The following is an 18,961-nucleotide window of genomic DNA, read 5'->3' on the forward strand; positions in this document are numbered from 1 at the left end:
ATTAGTTATGCGTAATCTCATCGCGTTTCTGCTGCGCTTTCAGGGCGTTATGCTCTTCGTGCTGCTGGAGGTGGTGAGCCTGTTTTTGTTTATAACCAACAGCTCGTACCAGCGGGCGGCGTTCTTCAACTCGGCCAATGCCTACGCGGGCGCGCTGCTGGCCCGCCGCACCCAGGTGACCGACTACTTTCGGCTCGATGAGCTGAACCGCCAACTGCTGGCCGACAACGCCAAGCTGCGCCAGCAGCTGTACCCGCCCGATTTTACGCGCCGCGAGGCCGACTCGCTGCCCGTGGGCCGCGATACGCTGGGCCACCTCATCTACCGCCACCTGCGGCCCGACCCCAGCCTGGCGCTGGCCGCCCCGGCGGCGCAAGTGCCGGGCGCCAAAGGCAAAACGCAAACCCTCGCGCCGCGGCCCGACACGCTGCTGCTAGGAGGCGCCAAGCTGCCTACCCGCGATGCGGAGTACCCGCTGGTGCCGGCGCGGGTGCTCAACAACTCGCTGCGCGCCGTGGATAACTACCTGACCCTGAACGTGGGGACCGCTGATGGCGTGCAGCCCGGGCTAGGGGTGCTGAGCGCCTATGGGGTGGTAGGCCAGGTGAAATCGGCAAGCGAGCACTACGCCACGGTGTTCTCGCTGCTGCACTCGAAGATGGCGGTGGCGGCCAAAATAAAGCGCGACGGTACCTTTGGCAGCGTGAAATGGCCCGGGGAAGATTACAGCCACGCGCTGCTCGACTACATTCCGCGCCAGAACCGCCTGGCCGTGGGCGACTCGGTGGTGACGTCGGGCTACAACGCTATTTTTCCGGAGGGCGTGTTTGTGGGTACCGTAGAGTCGTTTGTGAAGGAGCCCGACAAGAATTTCTGGACGGTGCGGCTGCGGCTAGGCGTCGATTTCAGCCGCCTCACCTACGTGTACGTGGTGCACAACCGCCCCCGCACCGAGCGCGACTCGCTCGAAACGGCCCTCACCGCCCCCGAGCCGGCGCCCGCCAAGGCCCCCGCCAAACAGCCCACCCGCCCAAGCCGATGAGTGTGCTAGGGGTACTCGTGCGGCAGTTGCTGCGGTTTGGGCTGTATGCCGGGATGCAGGTGCTCATTGTGGGGCAGCTGCCGCCGCTGTTTGGGCTGGGCTGGTGCTTTCTGTACCTGGGCTTTGTACTGTTTTTACCGCTGGGCACGCCCATTTCCCTGCAGCTGCTGCTGGGCTTTGGCATGGGCCTGGCCATGGACATCAGCTACGATACCGGGGGGCTGCACGCCGCCGCGGCCGTGCTGCTGGCCTACCTGCGCCCCTGGGTGCTGCGCCTGCTTACGCCCCGTGATGGCTACGACGCCCAGGACACCGTAAACGTGCACCAAATGGGCTGGCAATGGTTTATGGTGTATCTGCTGCTGCTCGTGAGCCTGCACCACGTAGTATATTTTTTCCTGGAGCTAGGCTCGTTTCAGCACCCGTTGCGCACGCTGGGGCGGGTGGGCGTGAGCATCCTGTTCACCAGCACGGCCTTGCTGATAGTGCAGCTGCTGTTCTTCCCGGTGCGGCGCAGCCGCAGCTAGGCGGACTTGGCGCCGAAGTGGTTTTGTACAAAACCGTTGGCGTAAGCTTTTACTTCGTCGCGCACGCGCCGAAACTGCGCTAGTATTTCTGCCTCGCTGCCGGTAGCCTTGGCGGGGTCCGCAAAATTGTGGTGCAGCTTCTGGGCCGAGGAAGGAAAAACCGGGCAAGCCTCCTGGGCATGGTCGCACACCGTGAGCACGTAGTGGAAGGGCACGGCGGCATACTCAGCCACATGGTTGCTGGTGTGCTGCGCAATATCGACGCCGTCTTCGGCCATCACCTGCACGGCGCGGGGGTTGAGGCCGTGGGTTTCGACGCCGGCCGAGTACACGGCCGCCCGCGCCCCTAGCAGCTGCCGCAGGTAGCCGTGCAGCAGCTGGCTGCGGCACGAGTTGCCGGTGCACAGCACCAGGATGTTGGGAGGGCTAGCCATAAAAGGTAAATTATTGATAGTCAAAGTTTAATTAGTAGTTGGCAGCGGCTCTTCAAGTAGGTAGCTAAGGGCCACTGCGGCCAGCGCGCCGGCCACCGGGGCGGTGAGGTACACCCACAGGCCGGCCAGCTGCCCGCTCACCACGGCGGGGCCGAGCGAGCGCACGGGGTTCATGGAAGCCCCGGTGAGCGGCCCGGCTACCAGGGCTTCGAGGGCCACCATAGCCCCCACGGCCAGGCCGGCGGTGATGCCTTTTTCGCGCGCGCCCACCGATACGCGCAGCACCAGCAGCATAAGCGCCGCCGTTAGCAGTGCCTCCAGCAGCCAGGTGGCGCCCGGGGCTAGCCGGCTGTGCGTGCCCCCGAGGCCCGTAGCCACGGCCGCCGGCAGCAGCCGGGCCAGGCTGGCGCTGGCGGCCAGCGCCCCCAGGCTCTGGGCCGCGGCGTAGGGCAGCACCAGCCGCCCCGGCAGCCGCCCGGCCGCCCAAAAGCCGATGGTTACGGCCGGGTTGGCGTGCGCGCCCGAGCTATCGCCAAAGGCGTAGATAATAACGACTACCACCAGCCCAAAGGCCGCCGCCACGCCACCGTGGCCTAGTTGGTGCGTGAGGTTCTCGACTGCAATGGCCCCGGTGCCCGCCGCCACCAGCAAGTAGGTGGCCAGCCACTCGGCCAGCAGCAGCCGCGCGTAGCGCCGCCTCATGCGGCTGGCGGGCCAGGTGCCGCGCCCACCACAGCGCTGCGGCGTTCCAGCAGCAGCGTGTCGCGCCACTGGCCGCGCAGCTGGCTGATGCGCTCGCGCCGCCCCACCGTGCGAAAGCCCTGGCCGGCGTGCAGCGCCAGGCTGGCCGCGTTTTCCGGAAAAATACCCGCCTGCAAGGTCCACAGGCCGTGCTGCTCTGCCGCGGCTACCAGGGCGGCCAGCAGCTGCCGGCCCACGCCCCGGCCCCGCGCCTCGGCCACGATGTAGATGCTTACCTCGGCCACGCCCGCGTACACGCAGCGGCTCGATACCGGCGAGAGCGCCGCCCAGCCCAGCACCTGGCCATCGGCCGCGGCGGCTACCAGGCGGCAGTGGGGCAGGTGGCCGGCATCCCAGGCCTCCCAGCCAGGGGCTTCGGTAGTGAAAGTGGCCTGGCCGGTGGCGATGCCGGCCTCGTAGATGGCGCGCACGGCGGGCCAGTGCGCGGCCCCTAGCGGCTGAATGGTGAAAGCAGAAATCATGGCGCGGAAATAAACGGGGCCCGGCCCGGGCCGGTGGGCATTTAGCAGCACCCGCCGCCCGGCGTGCAGCCCGTGGCTTGCAGCTGGGGCAGCGCCAGGCTGAAGCTGGGTAGGCCGCACGCATCCTGCGCCAGGCAGGCCGTTTGCTTGGGCGTGAGCACGAAATCGGTGCCATCGAAGGCCAGCCCAAACTTGCCAATCGTGGCCTGCTGGTACTCCACCTCGATAGCCAGGTCCTCGCTGCCCAGAATGCGCCCCGAGAGCTGCAAAATGTGCAGAAACTTTTGCGGGGCCAGCCGGTGGTCGTAGTCGCCGGCCTCCCAGAGCTGAAAATTAGCCACGGCTTCGCGCCGCTCTACGCCCCCGCAATCGATAAAATGCTTGGTTACCAGGCCCACTTCCGTCACATGGAAATGCTTGGGCAGGTAGGTGCCGTCGGGCAGGCGAAAATTGACGGCCGCGAGCCCGGCCAGGGCTTGCTTCATTTCGGAGATGCGCATAGAGGAAGGCAGAAGGTAGAAAAATCAGCAAGCACAAGGCCCGCCGGGCCCACAAGCGGGGCTAGCCGAGGCGGCATCGAAAAATGCGAGAAACTGCTGCCGCACCTGGGCCAGCAGCTCGGTATTGAGGCAGTAGCAAACGGTGAGCCCATCGATTTCACCCCGAATGAGGTCGAGGGCCTTCAACTCTTGCAGATGCTGGAAAACGGTGGTGCGCGCCAGCGGCAGCTCGGCGGCGATATCGCCCGAGATGCAGGTGGTTTTGCTGGCCAGCAGCTGCACAATGGCCACGCGTGCCGGGTGCGCCAGGGCCTTGGCTACGCGGGCCAGCTGCTGCTGCTCGGTGGTGAAGACGGTGGTTTTGGCGCGTGTCATGGGGTAACGTAAGTACTTATGTCGCAAATATACGGCATACTATGTCGTGTGTTTGCGACAAGGTGAAAAAAGCGGTTTTAAGGGTAGTCAGGCTGAGTAGGTTGGGGGAGTGGCCCGCGGCGGCGGGCGCCCGGCCGTGTGCACTTGGCCTGGTTCTGGCATCTTTGGAGTACTAACCCCGGCCATATAGCTTGCTGCCATGCGCTATTTCCTCCTTTTCTGCTGCCTGCTGATGACTGTTTTTCTTGCCGATTCGGCCGCGCCCGGGCCGCCTTCCCCGCTAGCCGCGCAGTGGAAGAAGATTGACGCCCTGCTGGCCAGGGAGCAGACTGCCAGCGCCGCGCCGCTGGTCGAGAAAATATACCAGCAGGCGAAAAAAGAAAACAACGCCCCGGCCTACGTGCGGGCGCTGCTCTACAAAATCCGGCTGCTCGAGAACAAGGAGAATGACGCCGACGAAAAGGCCATCGCGCTGCTCGAAAAAGACCTGAAAACGGCGCAGTTTCCGGCCCGGCCTATTTTGCACTCGCTGCTAGGGGGCTTGTACAGTGCCTATTATAACGAGCACCGCTACCAGCTCTACGAGCGCACCAGCGGCGCGGCGCCCACCACCGACCCGGCCACGCCCGGCCGGGCCGACGGCGGCACCAGCCTTGCCACCTGGGACGCCGGCCGGCTAGGGGCCGCCATTGTGCGGCACTACGAGCAGTCGGTGGCCGACGAGCCCCAGCGCCAGCTCAAAACGACCCTGGCCGACCTCGGCGACCTGGCCACCGGCGGCGATACCGAAGGCCGGGCCCTGCGCCCCACGCTGTATGACCTGCTGGCCCAGCGCGCCATCGCGGGCCTGCAAAACCAGGAACTGTTCGTCACAAAGCCCGAGCAGCAGTGGCAGCCCACGGAACCCAGGCTCTTCGGCAGCGCCCAGGAGTTTGCGGCGCTGAAGCTAAGCGCCCCGGTCGCCGACTCGCTCAATGGCCAGCTGCTGGCGCTGCGGCTGTTGCAGCGCCTCACGGCCGCCCGGCTGGCCGCCAATAACCCGGCTGCCCTGGCCGACGTGGACTTGCAGCGCCTCGATTATGTGCACGGCCTTACCGAAGGCACCGACGTGGCTAGCCAGTACGAGCCCGCGCTGGCCCGCCTGGCCGAGCAGTATAAAGCGCTGCCCATCAGCACTGAGTTTATTGCCAAGCAGGCCGAAGCCCGGCGCACCGCTGGTGATAACGTGGCCGCCGTAGCCCTCACGCGGGCCGCCGAGGCGCGGTTTCCGAAGTCGCGCGGCGCGGCGCGGGCCCGGCAGCTACGCGCCGAGATGGAGCAGCCCGAGCTAGCCTTCTCGGCCGCCGAGATGGTGGTGCCCGGCCAGCCCTGGCGCCTCGACCTCACCACGCGCAACGTGCCTGAGCTGCACGCCTGGGCCTACCGCATCACGGCGAAGGAGTGGCAGCAGGGCACCGGCTACGACCCCCAAAACCGCCCGCTGGCCAAGCGTTTTGCTCGCGCCTTAAAGGCCGCGCCAGCCGCCACCTGGGCCGTGCCGCTGCCCGCCCACCCGCTTGATTATAAAGAGCAAAAACTAGCAGCGGCGGGCGCGGCACTACCAGCCGGCTACTACCTCATTTTGCTCAGTAACAAGGCCCAGCTTTCCACCGACCCGGCCGTGAAGTCGGCGCCGGCCGGCACCGTCACGGCCTACGCCGTGCTGGGGGCCAGCCAGCTCAGTCTCGTGCATCGCACTAATGCGGCTACGGGGACTACCTCCCTGCTGCTGCTTGACCGGGCTAGCGGCGCGCCGCTGGCGGGGGTGAAAAACCAGGCCAACTTTAGCGTGTACAACCGCACCACGCAGCGCGACGACCGCCGCCTGGGCGAGGTGCTGCCCACCAGCGCCACCGGCGAAGTTGAAATCCCCGGCCCCAACAAAGCCAGCGACGCGCTGGGCCGCGAGCAGCTGAGCGGCGTGCGCTCGTGGCTCGGCCGCGATACGCTGCTTACGCCGCTCAACGCCTACTACTTCCCTGGCCGCCAGAATGAGGCTGAACAAGCGCAGCGGCGCACGTTTCTCTTTACCGACCGCGCCATTTACCGGCCGGGCCAGACGGTCTATTTCAAAGGCATTCTGACTCAAAGCCTCGGCGGCAAGGCTAGCCTGCTGACTGGCCAGCCAGTGAGCGTGCGCCTCGTGGACGTGAACGGCCAGACCGTGCAGACGCTCACCTTCACCACTTCCGATTTTAGCTCTTTCAACGGCTCGCTGGTGCTGCCCACCGGCCTGCTCAATGGCGAAATGCAGCTGCAAACCGACCACGGTAGCCTCAGCTTCGCAGTCGAAGACTACAAGCGGCCGACCTTCCTAGTCACGCTCGACTCGGTACCCGGCCGGCCACAGCTCGGCCAGCCACTGACCCTGAACGGCCGCGCCCGCGCCTACGCCGGCCAGGCCACCGACGGGGCGAGCGTGAAATACCGCATCACGCGCCGCGAGCTGTGGCCGCTGTTTGACTACGGCTTTGGCGGCGGGCGTGGCATCATGCGGCCCGGCCCGCGCGGCGGCACGCAGGAAATTGCCCACGGCACTACTACCACCGATGCCGAAGGCCGCTTTGCCATCACGTTCACGCCGCCGTTGGTGCCCAAGCAGTCGAGCCGGGGCCGCTGGGAGCCAGGCTACCTCTTCGAAGTAACTGCCGACGTGACCGACGCGGCCGGCGAAACCCGCACCGGCACCCGCTATGTGGTGCTGGGCCGCAACCCGCTTAGCCTGCGCCTCGCCGGCCCCGACCAGGCCGACAAGGCCAGGCTGCCCGCCTTCACGCTGCTCGGCACCAACGCCACCGGCGAGCCGCTGCCTGCCACCGGCACCCTGCGCCTGCTAGCCCGCCGCTACCGCTCCAACCCGCCCGGCGTGCCCGGCCCCGCCCCCGAAACCACCGACAACGAGCTGCCCGCCGAGCTGGTCAAAACCCTGCCCTTCGACACCCACGCCAGCCCGGTGCTCGACCTGCGCGCCGCCCTGGCTAGCTTGCCCACCGGCCGCTACCGCCTCGAAGCCCAGGCTGCCGGCGCCGACTCGGCTCGCGCTAGTCTCGACTTCACGCTCTTCGACTCCAACGCTGCCACCGTGCCCTTCGCCACGCCCGACTGGTTCGTGGCCCTCGCCGATACCGTGGCGCCCGGCCAGTCCGCCGCCGTGCTGCTGGGCAGCAGCGAGGCCGACGCCCGCATCCTGCTCGAAGTAGAGCGCGGCGGCCAGCTGCTGCGCCGCGAGTGGCTGACCCTGAAAGCCGGCGAGCAGCGCCGCCTGGCCGTAGCCAGCGGCTCGGCCGATGCGCGCGGCCCGCTCTATATCCACACCACGCAGGTGCGCGACGGCCGCCTCTACCGCCACGACGCCACCGTGCAGGTAACCGAGCAGCCCCAGCCGCTGCGCTTGGCCATCGCCACCTTCCGCGACCGGCTAGCCCCCGGCCAGCGCGAAACCTGGCGCCTCACCATCCGCCAGGCCAACGGCCGCCCTGCCGATGCCGAGCTGCTCGCCACCCTCTACGACCAGAGCCTGGACGTATTCCGTCCGCACAGCTTTCAGGGGTTGGAGTTTGGTGGGAACTACTTCCCAGCGCGGTTCGGCTGGCAGGGGAATTTTGGGGAGTTTAATTCGGAATCTTATGCTACTACGAATGATGGACTGGGGCCGAAGGAGGTACGCTACCCGCAGCTTAACGATTGGCAGCGGCATTTAGATGAAGTGCCCGACCAAGAAGAATTGAAAGACAAAGTCGTTTCCACGATTACTGTAAAGGGCAACTCGGATATGTATGAGCCTTCAGGTAAAATTGGTGCTCCCAGCGCTGGCCCTAGCCGCCGCGCTCGGGCTGCGTCGCCAATGATGGCTTTGCAAGGCAAGGTTGCCGGGGTAGCTATTAGCGGCAATGGCTATGTTCATGCCGAAGACAGCAATGCACAGCCAAAGACCGCCCCCGACCTCACCACCATCGCCGCCCGGAGCGACTTCCGCGAAACGGCCTTCTGGCAGCCCGCCCTGCGCACCGACCAAAACGGCGACGTAGTGCTCGAATTCCAGATGCCCGAGGCCGTGACGCGCTGGCAGCTGCTGGCCCTGGCCCACGACCGCAGCCTGCACACCGGCCAGCTAGCCCGCCAGCTCGTGACGCAGAAAGAAATTCAAATCACGCCCAACGCCCCGCGCTTCCTGCGGCCCGGCGATGCGTTCACCTTCCCCGCTAAGTTCTCCAACCTCACCGACCACGCCACCAGCGGCACGGCCCAGCTCTTCCTGCTCGACGCCGCCACCGGCCAGGATATCACCAGCCAGCTCCTCAAAGGCCCGGCCCAGCTGCCGGTGAGCGCCGCCGCCCACCAAAGCGCCGCGCTAGGGTGGGAGCTGGCCATCCCGGCCGACTTCGCCCCCGTGGCCGTGACCTACCGCGTGGTAGCCCAAACCAGCGGCGAAGCTGAGCCCACAGCGGAAGCTAGTGCCAATGCGAAAGGCAAAAAGAAAAATCGCCAAGCTCCCCTCCCCCGCAGGGGAGGGGCCGGGGGTGGGGCTACCTACTCCGACGGCGAGGAAAACACCCTGCCTGTCCTGCCCAACCGCATCCTCATCACCGAGAGCCTGCCGCTGCCGCTGGCCGGCCCCGGCACCCGTGAGTTTGAGCTAAAGAAGCTCACGAGCACCGCCAGTCCCACCCGGCGCAACTACTCGCTCACGCTCGAAATGACGGCCAACCCCGCCTGGTACGCCGTGCAGAGCCTGCCCTACCTGCTCGAATACCCCTACGAGTGCTCGGAGCAGACCTTCGCCCGCCTCTACGCCAACCTGCTCGCCGCCCAGATTCTCAAGAGCAACCCGCGCTTCCGCACCGTGCTGGCCGAGTGGCAGCGCCAGGCTCAGAGCGGCACCGCCGCCCAGCAAAACGCCCTCGCCAGCAAGCTCGCCCAAAACCAGGAGTTGAAAAATATTCTGCTGCAAGAAACCCCCTGGGTGCGCGATGCCCAGGGCGAAACCGAGCGGCTAGCCCGCCTCAGCAGCTTGTTCGACGAAGTCCGGCTGAAAGCCGAAACCACCCGCACCCTCGCCAAGCTGCAAGCCATGCAGCTGCCCGATGGCTCGTTTCCGTGGTTTGAAAAAATGCCCGCCGACCGCTACATCACCCAGCTCATCGTGGCTGGCTTCGGCAAGCTCCAAAAGCTCGGCGCCTTCGACGCCAGCCAGGACAACGCGGCGCGCAACATCCTGCAACACGCCCTGCACTACCTCGACGGCGCCCTGGCCCGCGACTACGCCGAGCTGCGCCGCCAAAAAGCCGTGAAGCTGGCCGACAACCACCTCGATGACCTCGAAATTCAGGCGCTCTACGCCCGCAGCTTCTGGCTAGCCCAGCCCGTAGCCGCCGAGGCCCAGCCCGCCTACGCCTACTACCGCACCCAGGCCGCCAGCCACTGGGCCGGCCGCACCCGCTACCTGCAAGCGCAACTCGCGCTAGCCCTGTTCCGCGAAAATGCTAAGGCTCCGGCCGCCCAGGCCGTCATGCAGGCCCTGGCCGAAAACGCCCTGCACAGCCCAGAGCTAGGCATGTATTGGAAAGACGTGCAGCCCGGCTACTACTGGCGCGAGGCCCCTGTGGAAACCCAGGCTACCCTCATCGAAGCCTTCGACGAAATCAAGAACGCCCAGAAAGCAGTCGATGAGCTGAAGCTCTGGCTGCTGGCCCACAAGCAAACCCACAGCTGGGAAAGCACCCGCGCCACCGCCGACGCCTGCTACGCCCTGCTGCTGCGCGGCACGAGCTGGCTGGCCCCCGCCCAGCCGTTGCAGGTGAGCATGGGTGGCCAGGCCATCAGGCCTGAGGCCACGCAGGCCGGCACCGGCTACTATAGACAGACCTGGCCCGCCGCCGACATCCAGCCCGCCCAGGGCAAGGTAACGGTGACCAAAACCGACGCTGGCCCGGCCTGGGGCGCGCTCTACTGGCAGTATTTCGAAGACCTCGATAAGGTGACGCCCGCCGCCTCGCCGCTCAGCGTCGAGCGCCAGCTTTACCGCGAAACCCGCACCGCCGCCGGCCCGCAGCTCGAACGCATTACTACTGCCACGCCCCTGCGCGTGGGCGATGCCCTAGTGGTGCGCCTAGTATTGCGCACCAACCGCGCCCTCGAATACGTGCACCTCAAGGACCAGCGCGCCGCCGGCCTGGAGCCGATAAACCAGCTCAGTGGCTACCGTTACCAGGCCGGGCTAGGGTACTACGAGAGCCCACGCGACGCGGCCGCCAACTTCTTTTTGAGCGAGGTGCCGCGCGGCACGCACGTCTTCGAGTACCGGCTGCGGGCTAGCCAGGCCGGAAATTTTTCGGGCGGCCTCAGCCAGGTGCAGTGCCTGTACGCGCCCGAGTTTGGGGCTACATCGGCGGGCCAGCGGCTGGCCATTGCGCCGCAGGTAGCAGGCCGCTAGGGTAAGTCAGACAGGTTTTCTTCAGAAAGTATGGCGCCTACTGCGGGGTGGCCGGCCAGGGTGCCCAGGCAAAATGCCGGGCCCAGCGGGCCCCCCACCCCGCCCGCCGTGGCTTGCGCGGGTGGCCGGTGGCGCCTATTTTTGTTTTTTCTAATTATCCAGTAAGTTATTGATGAGGAAGCTAATTGTATTACTGGCCTTGTCGCTGAGCACTTCAGCGGCGTGGGCCCAGGCCGAGAAAGCCCAAGTCGTTACCAAACTGCCCGGCGAAGAAAGCCTGAGCACCCGCGAGCGGGCCGAGCGCGATTTTCTGATGCCGGTGCGCCGCAAGAAGGCCGCCGAACTGCCCAAGCCCACGGCCTCGGCCGAGCAGCTGGCCAGCGCCGCCCCCGAAACCGACGCCACCGCCCACTACAGCGAAGCCGCCGCCGACCCCCGCACCGAGGAGGTAGCCGCCATTGCCCACGAAACCAGCGCCGCCAGCCGCCGCGCCGCCCGCCGGGCTCGCCTGCGGGCCATCGAGCGGGCCGAGGAGCGCGCCGCCGAAGCCCGGGCCGAGCGCCGGGCCGAAGCCCGCCGCGCTGCCCGCCACAGCAGCCACGCAAGCAAGAGCAGCAAAGCCAGCAAGCACAGCAAATCGACCAAGGCCAGCCGCGCCAAAGAAGCCCGCGAAGCCCGGCACAGCAAGGCTAGCCGCAAATCGACAGCGGCCAAGCACCACACCAGCGAGAAGGCCAGCCGCAGCAAAAAAGCCACGTCGCACAAAGCCAAGAAGGAAACCACCAAAAAGGCTCATCACGCGGCCGGGAAAAAAGTGAAGGCCAAAGCCAAAACCAAAGCGGCTACCACCAAGCACAAGCGCCGCCGCTAGGCTGGCAAAAGCCAAAAAAAGCCCGGCTGCAAGGCCGGGCTTTTTTTAGTAGTACAAGTTCGGATGTGCGGCTATCAAAGGCGGGCCAAAGCCCGCCCGGCAGCCAGCTACTCGCCGCTGCCCGCCACGCGCACCACCAGCCCATCGAGGTTGGGGGCGAGGCGAATCTGGCAGCTCAGGCGGCTGGTTTCGTGCAGCACGGGCAGCGTGTCGAGCATGGCCCATTCGTCGTCGCTGGGTTCGGGCAGGGGCGGGCCGGCTAGTATCTCAACGTGGCAGGTGGCGCACAAAGCCATGCCGCCGCAGGTAGCCTGAATGGGGTAGTCGCTGGCCTTTAGCAACTCCATCAGGCTCAGGCCCATGTCGGTAGGGCCTTCCAGCTCGCGCCGCTGGCCGGGCGCTTCTTCTACGTAAATGCGTATATCACTCATAAATGGGAGTTAGGAGTTAGGAGTTGTGAGTTGTGAGTTGAGACGGCGCCCAATAAGCAGCCAGCTCTTACCTCACAACTCACAACTCTTAACTCTACAAAGTGGGTACCCCGTTGACGGTGGTGTATTTGAGGGTGTATTTTTTGTCGGGGTAGATGTACTTGAACGCCCCCTGGCACATGAGCGCCGCCTCGTGGAAGCCGCACAAAATGAGCTTCAGCTTGCCAGGGTAGGTGTTGATGTCGCCGATGGCGTACACGCCGGGCAGCGAGGTGCTGTAGTCGACGGTGTTCACCAGCACGGCGTCGTTTTCGAGGTCCAGGCCCCACTCGCCGATGGGCCCTAGCTTGGGCGTGAGGCCGAACAGCGGCACAAAAGCATCGAGCGGCACGGTTTCGGCCTCGCCATTATTGCCGGTAATGGTGACCTGCTCCAGGTGGCCGTTGCCGTGCAGGTGCGTCACGTTGGAGCTGAGTACTAGCTTGATGCGGCCGGCTTCGTGCAGGTTTTTTACTTTCTCGGCCGAGTCGGCCGCGCCGCGGAAGGTGGTGCCGCGGTGCACCAGGGTCACCTCGCTGGCCACGTTGGCCAGGAAATTGGTCCAGTCGAGGGCTGAGTCGCCGCCGCCGGCAATCACGATTTTTTTGTCGCGGAAGTGCTCGGGGTCGCGCACCATGTAGTGCACGCCTTTGCCGCCCTCAAAGCGCTCCAGGTTTTCGACAGCCGGCTTGCGCGGCTCAAACGAGCCTAGCCCGCCCGCAATGGCCACGGCCTTGCACTGAATCTCGGTGCCGTCGGTGGTGTAGAGCTGAAACGAGCCGTCGTCGAGCTTGGCAAAGCGCTCGACGCGCTCTCCCAAAGTAAACGTGGGGTGGAAGGGCTCGATTTGCTTCATGAGGTTGTCGACCAGGTCGCCGGCCAAAATCTCGGGGTAGCCCGGGATGTCGTAAATCGGCTTTTTGGGATAAATCTCGGACAGCTGCCCGCCCGGCTGGGGCAGGGCGTCTACCACGTGGCAGCGCAGCTTGAGGAGTCCGGCTTCGAAAACAGCAAACAGGCCCACCGGGCCAGCCCCGATGATGCAGATATCAGTGGAAATTACAGCGGCCATTCAGGAGGGAAAAGCGTGAGTCTTTAGAATGATTACAAAGATACGGCCGGGCTGCCGGGGCTAGCGGCTGCCCAACCATAGGTTCGCGAAATGAGGCAGTAGAAAGCTGATTTCTTAACAATTAGGTAATCAATAAGATTCTGGCCGCGCTGAACTTTGCGGTCTGGTACTACCCCATTTTTTCTTCATTTTCTTCTTTTTCCACAAGTTTCATGAAGCTCAATTACTTCCGCCTGGGCAGCAGCGCGCTGCTCGTAGCCCTTGCCGCCGCCTGCTCGCCGCTAGGCCAGCAAATCGCCCCGGCACCCACCAGCAGCACCTACGCCGATGCCACGGCCACCCGCGACGATAACATGGCCCTCGGCAACCCGAGCGGCGCCGTAACCGACGCCACCAACTACCCCAACAACTACCTGCTCGCCAAGAGCCAGTACACCATGTCGTATAGCCGCGACCAGGGCAAGCCCAACTGGGTAAGCTGGCACCTGAGCGCGGCCTGGCTGGGCAGCACCGCCCGCCAGGATAATTTTGCCGCCGATGCCAGCCTGCCCAGCTCGTGGTACCACGTGGGGGCCACCAGCTACAGCGGCTCGGGCTTCGACCGGGGCCACAACTGCCCCAGCGCCGACCGCACCGGCTCGGTGGCCGACAACTCGGCTACCTTCCTGATGAGCAACATGATGCCCCAGGCGCCCACCAACAACCAGCAAACCTGGGCCAACCTCGAAAACTACTGCCGCACCCTCGTGAACGCCGGCAACGAGCTGTACATCATTGCGGGCAGCTACGGCAAGGGCGGCACCGGCACCAACGGCACGTACTCGACCATCGACAGCGGCCGCATTACGGTGCCCAGCAACTGCTGGAAGGTGGTAGTGGTGCTGCCCGTGGGCACCTCCGACGTGAGCCGCATCACAAGCAGCACCCGCGTTATCGCCATCAACACGCCCAACACCAACTCCATCAGCACCAGCTGGGGCAGCTACCGCACCACCGTGGATGCCATCGAAAGCGCCACCGGCTACAACCTGCTCTCGGCCGTGTCCAGCACCATCCAGAGCAGCATCGAGTCGAAGGTCGATACCGGCCCCACCAACTAGCCCGGGCTAGCCCCGCATCAGCAAAAAGAGCCTTCGCACCGTGCGAAGGCTCTTTTTTTGGCTTGGTTAGCAGCCAAAGGAAGCAAGCGGCGCTTGCTTTTAGTTGATGCGGCGGGCCAGCGCCCGAATAATGCGCCGGCCCCGCGACTTAACGGTGCCCAGCGGCAGCTGGAGCGTCTCGGCCGCCTCGGCCTGGGTGTAGCCCTGCACATACAGCAGCTCCACCAGCTGGCGGTCGGCGGGCCCCAGCAGGGCTAGCCAGTCGAGCACGCCCACGTGCTCGGGCCGAAAGCCGGTGGGGGCGGCCAGATGCAGCACCTCGGCCTCGGTAAGCGAGTGGGTGCGCTGCGAGGTGCGCCGGGCCGTGCGCAGCCGGTCGATGGCCAGGTTGCGGGCAATGGTCAGGGCCCAGGTAAAAAGCCGGCCCTTGCCTTTGTCGTAGCTGGGAAAAGTCAGCCAGAACTTGAGCATGGTTTCCTGCAAAATGTCCTGGGCCAGCTCTTCCTGGCGCACCACGCGCCAGATGGTGTGGTACAGGGCGCGGTGGTAGTTCTTGTAAAAAAAGGCCATCGCCAGCTCGTCCCGGGCATATAATCGTTGGACGAGCTGGCTTTCTGCGTCTGGCTCAAGCAGTTTCATTAGCGGCAACTAGGTAGAACGAGCCCGACTTACGCCGCTGGGCAAGCCCCCGGTTTTAGGGGCTGCCGAAAATAAATAAATAATTTATCGGAACTTTTTTGGTTGAAAAAGTATCCAGCCCGCCCAGTAAGAGCGAATGGAACGAGCATGAAACCAAGGGCTTAGGTGCGAGCAAAGAAATTGACCGCAAGCTAGATAGTACCCCAAATGGCATTGGCTATAGCAAGCATACCCTTATCGTTTGGGTGGTTGGCAACGCCCGGGTTCTGATGCTGCCCGATGGCGCGGTTGTCGAGTTCATCGCCCAGCTTCGCCAGCGAAAGGAAGCGCACATTATGCGCCTTGCACACCCAGCGCATGATATCGGTAGCGGGGTTGCCACCCCAGAACGAGCCCGCCACCACAATCCGGGTCAGGGGGCTATGCAGGTAATCGAGCAGGCGCGAAAAATGCGTGGCGAAACTGTGCTCCTCCACGGTTGCGCCCGCTACGTTTTCGCCCACCCGAATAATAAGCAGCTCGGGCTCAAACGCACGCACGAAGGCTAGCTGCGCCAGGTCGTACTTCCAATAGGTATTTTCCCAGGCTGCGATGTTCTCAAATAACAGCTGGGCGTGGGGCAGGCGCTTTTGAAAGCGCTTCTAGAGTAGATGAACGAAGTCTTTGTCCTGAGAAGTTGCCGCCATGCCCCAATTGTGCGGCCAGTGAATTTCCGCCAGGGGTGGGTGCCGCGTAATGCTGTTGCCCAGCACGATAATCTTGCCATAGGCAGGCTTGTCGGTTGCCAACAGCCTAGCCGGCACCAGCGTTTTGGTCAGGCGGAAGCCACCTTTGATTATCCGGGAAAGCATAAATGATGTAAATGATATTACAAATTTGTGCCATAAACGTGATAATTTTTTTACAAAATGGTTATTGATTGAAAAATATACTGCTCCGCGCTCCTGCCACCGGCCAGCGTTGCCAGCAGCAGGCCGGTTTGCCCTAGCTTGCTGGGAAGCCATGAGTAGGAAAGGAATTGGTGGGCCTACGGCCATTTCCTGCGCGCCACTCTGCCGGGCGCCAAAGGGCCAGGGTTCGGCTGCCCTGCAGCCGAACCCTGGCGGTATTCTGTAATTCTGAAATTTGATTTGCGTGCCGGGCGCCGCCTGCTGCCAGCGGCGCGTTCGCAAGTGTCGGCAGACCTTGCCAGCAGCGTGGGTGGCCCGGTGCCAGCTGCCCCATTAGGCATAAAAAAAGGCCCTCAGCATGCGCTGAGGGCCTTTTTCGTGGTCGTATAAGTTCTTTGGTTTTGTATCCAAATGGGGCGCATTGTAGCCTATTGTCCGCTCTTTGCGCCTAGCGGCGGCTTTGTGCTGCAATGAAATACAACTGGCTACAATGCAGAGCTAAAAAACCGCCGCCAAAATCGCCACCTTTACGCGGCCCGGCGTTTGGTGGATTTGCGCATAAACTGCTGCACAATTTCCAGCTCATCGACGCCCACGTAGGCATTGAACGCTTCCTCTGTTTGGTGGCCGGTGGCTTGCATTATCGTGCGCGACGGTACGCCCTGGTAGAGCTTCAGCGTGACGAAGGTTTTGCGGCCGATTTTAGTGGTAAGCTTTAGCCTGGTCAAGCCAACCATGCGCTGCACTACCTTCAGAAACTCGTTGGCCCGGTAGCACTCGGGCACCAGCAGCGAGTAGGGGGTAGGGTGCTCGTAGCGCTCGGCTAGTTCGACGGGCTTAAAAATTGCGTCGTCGTAAAATGGAATATATACCGTCACATCACTCTTAGCGATGCTATCGAGTACGATGAGGTTGCCGCGCACGTGCTCCCAGGCGGCCCGATTGGCGTCGCTGATGCGTAGGCCAGTGTAGCAGCACTGCAAAAACTTGTCGCGGGCTAGCTCCACGTGCTCTATCCACGCCGCCAGTGAATCGTCGTCCTGATGCTTGCCAGTGTAGCGGCCTAGCTCCAGGCGCAGGGCTGCCAGCTGCTCACGAGTAGCCTGGTCGCTGAAATTCAAATCAGCCACCTGGTGCAGTTCCTTTTCGGTCAGGGCATCCACTTTGCCCTTCTGGGTAGAGGCCACGAACTTGCGCACGTGGCGGTGCACCGGCAAATCCTCCTCCGTCTCGACCCAGGCCAGGAAGGTCTTTAGCCGGCTAATGTGCTTGCCGAAGGTGTTGAGGCCTTGGCCTAGCTCATCAAGCATGTAGGTGCGAAAATCCTGATAAAAGGCTAAGTCCAGGGCTCCCACTTGCAGTTTGATGCCCCGCGCCGCTTGGTAGTCCAGAAACCGTTGCAGCGTGGCTAGGAAGCCGGCTTTGGTTGTTTTAGACAGCGGTTTGCCCGAGCCCTTGCGTGGTCGGTTCACCTGCTCCAGTATCCACTTGCGCTGCAAGCTCTCGAAATCCGTGGTGGGCCCAGCTGCTGCCGGTTCTGGCTGCTGCGCCACCACTGGCTTTAACGCAAGCGCCGCATCAACGGCCGCTTTCAATTCCTCTTTGGGCAGGCGCCGGCCCTGTTTGGTGGCCAGGGCCTGCGCATCGGCAGCTGCTTCGGCTGCCCGGTTGAGCCGAGGGTTGATGCTCGCATGAGCAGTGTCGCGCCGCACCTTTACTTGTTGGCCATCCTCATCCCAATGCTCAGGCAGTACCACGGCGCCGGTGCCTAGCCGGATACGATTGCCCTCCCACCATATCGTAAGCTGAATTTGGGCGGTGCCATCGGCTGCCAAGCGGTCAAGGCGCAGCTGGCGGGTGATTTTCATGTGTGTTTAAAAATCGCTAGCTGCTTTTTTGGAGAGGGTGGTGCTCATGCTGGCGACCAAGCCTTGCATGGCGCGGTCGGTCTGGCTCTTAATCTCGGTCCATTGGCCCTTCGTGAGCGACATGCAGCCCGTTTTCTCGTTTTCGAGCGGCCCGGCGCTGCATAGCTTGCTGCCGGTGGCATCGTGCACGAAATCCGTGATTTCATATTTGTATTTCCCATCTTTCAGGTACAGCGAGATGGTATATTTCACGATGCCAGCCGGGTAGTTTGAGCCCAGGCTGCGCACGGTGGTTGCCAGCACTGGCTTGCCCACGAGCTGGCCGGCGGCGCGGTCCTGCATTTGCAGCACGCTGTTGGCGTTGTTGTAGGTTTTCGCAAACCACTCGGTTGCCCGGGTGTATAGCTCGTCTTTGGTAGCACCAGGCACCTCCACCACGCCGGTGTAGGTGATGTGGTGCGTTTCGGCGCTAACGGGTAGCGGGCCGGCCGGGGTGGTCTGCGCCTGGGCAGCGTAGGATAAGGCAAGTAAGCTGCTTACAAATAGCTGTTTAAACATTAGGTAGGGCGGGTGTAGCTGTTGCGCAGCAGGGTAATGGTTTCGTCTTTAGAAGCAAGCAACGCGGCCTGCATAGCAAGCTGGGTGCGTAGGTGCTCGATTTCCTTCTCAGCTAGGGCTAACTTATTCACCATAGCTTCATTCTCAGCACTAGAAATATTTTGTTGCTGATTAGCAGTGCCTTGGTTATTGCCGATTATCGGACTGCGAAAAAATTTTTGGTTTGTGGTTGTAGCAAGGTCGTTTTCGTTGGTGGGTGGGAGGAAGGGGGCGCCTTGGCCTGTTAAGAGCCAAGTCGGGTTAATGCTTCCGAAGTGAAGCATTACTTTTTCAAGATAATCTGCTTTTGGTTGTGCAAACCGAGGTTCCAAGTAGTTCTGGGTATTGTTATCGGGCACACCTACTGCACGGCTAAAGTCTCTAGCGCTTAGCGATAGAGCTTCAAGTAAAAACTTTATACGCTGATTAATAGGCTTTTCCACTACTTGTAGTATTATTTGGCTATTAGTAATGCACTACTAATAGTGGTCGTCCGTATGTTTGTGACAAGACAGGGCAACGCACTCGCAAGAAAGCGCGTGGCGGTTGAACTATGTCAATCACGCTATGCATGCACCGCTGACTACTGACAAGCAGAAGTACCACGCGCTCATGGCGCTGGTGTGCGAAGACCTGACGGCGAATACCAAAGCCATCGACTCGATGGTGCGCGCTGGCCATGAGGCTACCTCAAGTCAGTTGGCTGCGGTGCGTTTCGGCCGCAACGTGAATCTGGGCTGGCTCATCGACCTGGTGCACGTGATTCTGCCCGACTACCAAATCCCCGAAGAATTGCTGCCGGCATCTATTGTGCCGGCTAGCGTCAGCGCGCCCCTATTTCAGTAGCCCCAGGCTTATAAAACCTTTCAGTTCACCCTCTC

The 18,961-nt window shown here is 63.2% G+C and carries 19 protein-coding genes; 6 read left to right on the forward strand and 13 right to left on the reverse strand.

Features of this window, described 5'->3' with window-relative positions; translation table 11 throughout:
- Positions 1–7 precede the first annotated feature (7 nt).
- The gene (gene mreC / locus Q5H89_RS07990) at positions 8–1,042 is read left to right on the forward strand and encodes a rod shape-determining protein MreC (protein ID WP_305018763.1); all 1,035 of its coding nucleotides are present in this window, start codon (positions 8–10) and stop codon (positions 1,040–1,042) included.
- A complete protein-coding gene (locus tag Q5H89_RS07995; protein WP_305018764.1) occupies positions 1,039–1,569 on the forward strand; it encodes a hypothetical protein in 531 nt (176 codons plus the stop codon). Before mreC ends, Q5H89_RS07995 begins: the two co-directional genes overlap by 4 nt.
- On the opposite strand, the gene Q5H89_RS08000 is transcribed toward Q5H89_RS07995, so the two are convergent.
- Genes Q5H89_RS08000 through Q5H89_RS08020 form a run of 5 tightly spaced genes read right to left on the reverse strand, consistent with a single transcriptional unit; the run spans position 1,566 to position 4,101 of the window.
- On the reverse strand, positions 1,566–2,003 hold the full coding sequence (locus tag Q5H89_RS08000) for an arsenate reductase ArsC (RefSeq protein WP_305018765.1): 438 nt from the start codon (positions 2,001–2,003) through the stop codon (positions 1,566–1,568). The genes Q5H89_RS07995 and Q5H89_RS08000 overlap by 4 nt on opposite strands.
- A 27-nt stretch (positions 2,004–2,030) precedes the next feature.
- Complete coding sequence (locus Q5H89_RS08005) at positions 2,031–2,705, reverse strand: MIP/aquaporin family protein (RefSeq protein WP_305018766.1); 675 nt, start codon at positions 2,703–2,705, stop codon at positions 2,031–2,033.
- Positions 2,702–3,226 carry a GNAT family N-acetyltransferase gene (locus tag Q5H89_RS08010; RefSeq protein WP_305018767.1) on the reverse strand — a complete coding sequence of 175 codons (525 nt, stop codon included), beginning with the start codon at positions 3,224–3,226 and terminating at the stop codon, positions 2,702–2,704. The genes Q5H89_RS08005 and Q5H89_RS08010 overlap by 4 nt, the downstream gene beginning before the upstream one ends.
- A gap of 41 nt (positions 3,227–3,267) precedes the next feature.
- Positions 3,268–3,726, reverse strand: coding sequence for a DUF6428 family protein (locus tag Q5H89_RS08015; protein ID WP_305018768.1), 459 nt, complete (start codon positions 3,724–3,726; stop codon positions 3,268–3,270).
- Between the two features lie 24 nt (positions 3,727–3,750).
- Entirely contained in the window at positions 3,751–4,101 is a 351-nt protein-coding gene (locus Q5H89_RS08020; RefSeq protein ID WP_305018769.1) for an ArsR/SmtB family transcription factor, read from the reverse strand.
- 232 nt (positions 4,102–4,333) lie between these two features.
- Between Q5H89_RS08020 and Q5H89_RS08025 the strand changes: the two genes are divergently transcribed.
- Both Q5H89_RS08025 and Q5H89_RS08030 read left to right on the forward strand, forming a co-directional pair.
- Complete coding sequence (locus Q5H89_RS08025) at positions 4,334–10,573, forward strand: alpha-2-macroglobulin family protein (protein ID WP_305018770.1); 6,240 nt, start codon at positions 4,334–4,336, stop codon at positions 10,571–10,573.
- A gap of 172 nt (positions 10,574–10,745) precedes the next feature.
- Positions 10,746–11,444: a hypothetical protein gene (locus Q5H89_RS08030; protein WP_305018771.1), complete on the forward strand. Its 699-nt coding sequence runs from the start codon at positions 10,746–10,748 to the stop codon at positions 11,442–11,444.
- Positions 11,445–11,551: 107 nt separating this feature from the next.
- Here Q5H89_RS08030 and Q5H89_RS08035 read toward each other — a convergent pair whose 3' ends face one another.
- Both Q5H89_RS08035 and Q5H89_RS08040 read right to left on the reverse strand, forming a co-directional pair.
- Complete coding sequence (locus tag Q5H89_RS08035; protein ID WP_305018772.1) at positions 11,552–11,875, reverse strand: 2Fe-2S iron-sulfur cluster-binding protein; 324 nt, start codon at positions 11,873–11,875, stop codon at positions 11,552–11,554.
- A 94-nt stretch (positions 11,876–11,969) separates the two neighbouring features.
- Positions 11,970–12,986, reverse strand: a complete 1,017-nt coding sequence (locus tag Q5H89_RS08040; protein ID WP_305018773.1) for an NAD(P)/FAD-dependent oxidoreductase — start codon at positions 12,984–12,986, stop codon at positions 11,970–11,972.
- 212 nt (positions 12,987–13,198) lie between these two features.
- Between Q5H89_RS08040 and Q5H89_RS08045 the strand changes: the two genes are divergently transcribed.
- Positions 13,199–14,086 carry a DNA/RNA non-specific endonuclease gene (locus Q5H89_RS08045; protein ID WP_305018774.1) on the forward strand — a complete coding sequence of 296 codons (888 nt, stop codon included), beginning with the start codon at positions 13,199–13,201 and terminating at the stop codon, positions 14,084–14,086.
- A gap of 99 nt (positions 14,087–14,185) precedes the next feature.
- On the opposite strand, the gene Q5H89_RS08050 is transcribed toward Q5H89_RS08045, so the two are convergent.
- The 6 genes from Q5H89_RS08050 to Q5H89_RS08075 all read right to left on the reverse strand — a co-directional run bounded on the left by Q5H89_RS08050 (position 14,186) and on the right by Q5H89_RS08075 (position 18,523).
- Complete coding sequence (locus Q5H89_RS08050) at positions 14,186–14,725, reverse strand: RNA polymerase sigma factor (RefSeq protein WP_305018775.1); 540 nt, start codon at positions 14,723–14,725, stop codon at positions 14,186–14,188.
- A gap of 191 nt (positions 14,726–14,916) precedes the next feature.
- On the reverse strand, positions 14,917–15,264 hold the full coding sequence (locus Q5H89_RS08055) for a hypothetical protein (protein ID WP_305018776.1): 348 nt from the start codon (positions 15,262–15,264) through the stop codon (positions 14,917–14,919).
- 102 nt (positions 15,265–15,366) lie between these two features.
- The gene (locus Q5H89_RS08060; RefSeq protein WP_305018777.1) at positions 15,367–15,729 is read right to left on the reverse strand and encodes a hypothetical protein; all 363 of its coding nucleotides are present in this window, start codon (positions 15,727–15,729) and stop codon (positions 15,367–15,369) included.
- Between the two features lie 413 nt (positions 15,730–16,142).
- Positions 16,143–17,483, reverse strand: coding sequence for a hypothetical protein (locus tag Q5H89_RS08065; protein ID WP_305018778.1), 1,341 nt, complete (start codon positions 17,481–17,483; stop codon positions 16,143–16,145).
- Between the two features lie 6 nt (positions 17,484–17,489).
- The gene (locus Q5H89_RS08070) at positions 17,490–18,041 is read right to left on the reverse strand and encodes a DUF4468 domain-containing protein (RefSeq protein ID WP_305018779.1); all 552 of its coding nucleotides are present in this window, start codon (positions 18,039–18,041) and stop codon (positions 17,490–17,492) included.
- Entirely contained in the window at positions 18,041–18,523 is a 483-nt protein-coding gene (locus tag Q5H89_RS08075; RefSeq protein WP_305018780.1) for a hypothetical protein, read from the reverse strand. Before Q5H89_RS08075 ends, Q5H89_RS08070 begins: the two co-directional genes overlap by 1 nt.
- 124 nt (positions 18,524–18,647) lie before the next feature.
- Between Q5H89_RS08075 and Q5H89_RS08080 the strand changes: the two genes are divergently transcribed.
- Positions 18,648–18,926 carry a hypothetical protein gene (locus Q5H89_RS08080; RefSeq protein ID WP_305018781.1) on the forward strand — a complete coding sequence of 93 codons (279 nt, stop codon included), beginning with the start codon at positions 18,648–18,650 and terminating at the stop codon, positions 18,924–18,926.
- The last annotated feature ends 35 nt before the right edge of the window (positions 18,927–18,961 follow it).

Source organism: Hymenobacter cheonanensis, from assembly GCF_030581075.1.
Classification (GTDB): domain Bacteria; phylum Bacteroidota; class Bacteroidia; order Cytophagales; family Hymenobacteraceae; genus Hymenobacter.